The 3740-nt window shown below is 43.4% G+C and carries 3 protein-coding genes; all 3 read right to left on the minus strand.

The annotated features are described in order from the left end of the window. A partial coding sequence (locus tag WEIDD23_RS01835; RefSeq protein ID WP_278279465.1) for a 5'-3' exonuclease H3TH domain-containing protein occupies positions 1-1206 on the minus strand: 1206 nt, incomplete at its 3' end. 98 nt (positions 1207-1304) lie between these two features. Continuing rightward, positions 1305-2036, minus strand: coding sequence for a Bax inhibitor-1/YccA family protein (locus WEIDD23_RS01840; protein ID WP_062358706.1), 732 nt, complete (start codon positions 2034-2036; stop codon positions 1305-1307). A gap of 147 nt (positions 2037-2183) precedes the next feature. After that, positions 2184-3524 carry a UDP-N-acetylmuramate--L-alanine ligase gene (gene murC, locus WEIDD23_RS01845; protein ID WP_010373634.1) on the minus strand — a complete coding sequence of 447 codons (1341 nt, stop codon included), beginning with the start codon at positions 3522-3524 and terminating at the stop codon, positions 2184-2186. Positions 3525-3740: the final 216 nt, after the last annotated feature.

Consider the following 3740-nt stretch of genomic DNA (forward strand, 5'->3'; position numbering starts at 1 on the left):
CCCCTTCGCATTGAAGACGTTCTTTTTAACAGTTGCATCTTGTAAAATTCGGTTAACCGGTGTGCCTTGTACCAGTAGCTCAATGTCGCGACTCACAAAATAGCCGTGTTCGTTGTTACCAATCACAAAACCAACTGGGTTTGCCGTATGATAATTTTCATCGTCAAGCTCAAGATAAAAACTAATCTCATCACCAAGTTGCTCAATATGTGTTAGATTAGTGGCCGTTAATGAACGGACTTCTAATGGTGTATTGTTCATATCATGAGCCGGTTCACCATCGTCCCCATTCTGCATGCCCGTAGGTGCTGGAATGGTATGCCCCTGATTAGCCAACTTTACTAGCTGGGCCTTAAAATCTAGGTGTTGATAGAACGGAATAATTGCCTCGTAATCGGGACCGTTGTACGTCAAACTAGATAAATCATAATCAACTGGTGCATTTGTCCGAATCGTTGCCAAATCACGCGACAAGAGTGCATCCTCCTTGCCGGCAATCAACTTTTCTTTCTGCTTCGAGGTTTTCATTTCGTCTATGCGTTCATACATTTCAGGAATGGTGTGATATTCCTTCATCAGCTTGATTGCGGTTTTAGGACCGATACCAGCAACACCTGGATAATTATCACTTGTGTCGCCCTGTAACCCCTTCACTTCGACAATTTGAGCTGGTGTCAGACCATCATAGACTTCCGCAACCATTGCAGGCGTATAATGATCAATTTCGCTGATTCCCTTCTTAGTTACCCAAACTGAGACATCATCAGTCACCAACTGGGTCATATCACGGTCACCTGTCACAATGGTCACTGCATAACCAGCGGCCTCACCCATCCGAGCCGTTGTTCCAATAATGTCATCAGCTTCGTAACCCGGTAGCTCGTATGACTTAATCCCGTGTAATTCCACCATCTTACGTAACGGTTCAAATTGTTCAACCAGTTCTTGCGGTGTCTTATCACGATTGCCCTTGTAATCATCGAACTTACCCGTACGGAAAGTTGTTTTACCAGCGTCCCAGGCAACTAGCGCCAAATCTGGCTTAAATGGATCAACAATCCCATCTAATAGGTTATTAAAGCCAACTAGGGCATTAGTATGAAGGCCTTCGTGATTTACAAAGCGGTCAACCTGATTGATCAGTGCAAAAAATGCCCGAAAAGCCAGGGAATTACCATCAATTAAAAGTAATGTTGGTTTTGCCATTTTCATCTCTTTTCCGGGGATGCCCCCAAACGTTTTGATACTTAATATAGTAACAGAAAAACGGCACCTCCGCAGAGATGCCGTTAATAAAATTAAGCTTAATCGCGTGAGCCCCCGAAAGCCGTGAACAAACGCAAAATATAAATAAACAAATTGATGAAGTCCATGTACAATGACAAGGCACCTGACACAGCCAATCCTTGCGTCAATGTGGCGTCACCTTGTGAACCATACTCAATGTACATCGTCTTAAGTCGGTTCATATCATAAGCCGTCATAATCGCAAATACGACAACACCGACAACTGACAAGAACAAGTAAACAATGCTGTTAAAGAAAAACAAATTGATGATACCGCCAATAATCAAAGCGATTACCGATCCAAACAAGATGCTTGAAAGTGACGACATTGACTTCTTTGTTGTAAAGCCATACAAGGCCATTCCCGCAAACAACAAAGCCGTTGTGAAGAAAGCGGAAGCAATCATCCCCAAGCTAGTTGTCAATCCAATGACTGCAAAGGTTACGCCGTTCAACACAGAGAATCCCATTAGCATCACGAATGCCTGCCCCGGATTTGTGTACACGCGACTAGAAAACAACCAGACAAATCCCATCATCACGGCAAACATCACCAACGATGACATTGTGCTACTAAATATTGCGGCGATTTGGGCGGCGAACAGCGTTACGCCAAGATAGGCCGTCGCGGCTGTTACTAACAAGGCCAACGCCATGTACGTGTACACTTTTTTAAAGAAATCATTTAGCCCCGTTGCGTCTGGATTTACCAAACGTGGTCCTTGTTGTTCAAAACCAAAATTATCCATATATGCTACCTCTTTCGTTGCCCCATTCGGCAATGGTTTGGTGTTTCAATTACTAACCCCATACTACCATTATACCAAAAAACCTTAGCACAAGATTAAAAGTCGCACTAAGGTTAAATAATTTTTTAAGCTAAAAGCCAATTTGGTCTACTGCAAATTCGTTTGCGTATTTGCCAAAATCTTTTCAAACGCAAATTCTGTGTTTTGCAAATCGCCGGCACCCATAAAGATAAAGACCCCATCTTCATGATCCAATAGCGGTGCAACGTCAGTTGGTGATACAATGCCACCAAACTTTGAAATCTTTGCACCCAGGTCCTTTGATGAAATATCGCCCGCTTGCTCACGAGCAGATGCAAAAATCTCTGTTAGATAGACTTTATCCGCGAGCTCAAGCGACTTCGCAAAATCATCTTGATACGCGATGGTACGTGAGAACGTGTGTGGTTGGAAAACCGCTACCAGCTCACGGCCAGGATACTTTTGGCGAGCAGCATCAAGTGTCGCAGTAATTTCTGATGGGTGGTGTGCGTAGTCATCGATAATGGTTACGGGGCCAACTTGCTTTTCAGTAAAGCGGCGCTTAACACCCTTAAAAGACAACAACTCCTTGCGAACCAAGTCGCCGTCAATCTTCTCAAAGTATGCAACAGCAATCACGGCCAAAGAATTCAAGACACCGTGTTGTCCAAACAAAGGGACTTCAAAGTTACCCAAAAACTCATCATGATAGTAAACGTCAAAACTTGAACCAGTTGTTGAACGCTTAATGTCTTTGGCGTAAAAATCATCAGTTTCTGGATTTGTACCATAGAAATAGACGGGCACATCAACTTGCATCTTGCGCAATTGTTCATCATCACCCCAAGCAAAAATGCCCTTCTTGACGTGATTACCGAAGTCTTCAAAAGCACTACGAACATCATCGACACCTGTGTAATAATCAGGGTGATCAAAGTCAATGTTCGTCATAATCGCATAATCTGGTGTGTAATCTTGGAAGTGTCGACGATATTCGTCCGCCTCGAAAATGAAGAACCGTGCATCTGGCACACCCTTACCTGTACCGTCGCCGATTAAGTATGATGTAGGTGCAATACCAGCCAAAACGTGGGCCAAAAGACCTGTTGTTGATGTCTTACCGTGTGCCCCTGCAACCCCAATTGACGTGAATTGCTTAACTAGATTTTCAACCATGTCTGGGTAAGTAACCAAATTAATCTGATCACCCAACGCCAACGCAGCCGCGACTTCCACCTGGTCATCATTAAAGGCATTTCCACGAATAACCGTCATACCAGGTTTAATGTTAGCTGCATCGAAACTATACATTGGGATTCCAGCTGCCGCCAATGGCTTTTGCGTGAATGTGTATTCATCAATGTCTGAGCCCGCGACTTGCAAGCCTTGATCATGCAGAATAAGTGCCAATGCACTCATGCCTGATCCTTTAATCCCAATAAAGTAGTATAACGTATCCTTGTCCATTATCTATTCTGTCCAATCTGTTTGTAAGTACTTACTATGATACCAAAAAAAGAGCTATTCGGCACGGGTGCCTCAGAGCTCTTTTCATAATTTTTACTTATCAGTTGTCAAAATATTGACTATCACCACGCGCAGCAACACTTGCTTCTTCAGACAAAATATCATCAAGGCTTAATCCTAAGCCTGTTTTAACTTTGTGTGGCTTAGTGGGCATTG

This window comes from Weissella sp. DD23 (assembly GCF_001579105.1).
GTDB lineage: Bacteria > Bacillota > Bacilli > Lactobacillales > Lactobacillaceae > Weissella > Weissella cibaria.

Coding starts and splice junctions, on each gene's coding strand:
- murC (WP_010373634.1), bottom strand. CDS start 3,524: ATGGACAAGGATACGTTATACTACTTTATTGGGATTAAAGGATCAGGC.
- WEIDD23_RS01840 (WP_062358706.1), bottom strand. CDS start 2,036: ATGGATAATTTTGGTTTTGAACAACAAGGACCACGTTTGGTAAATCCA.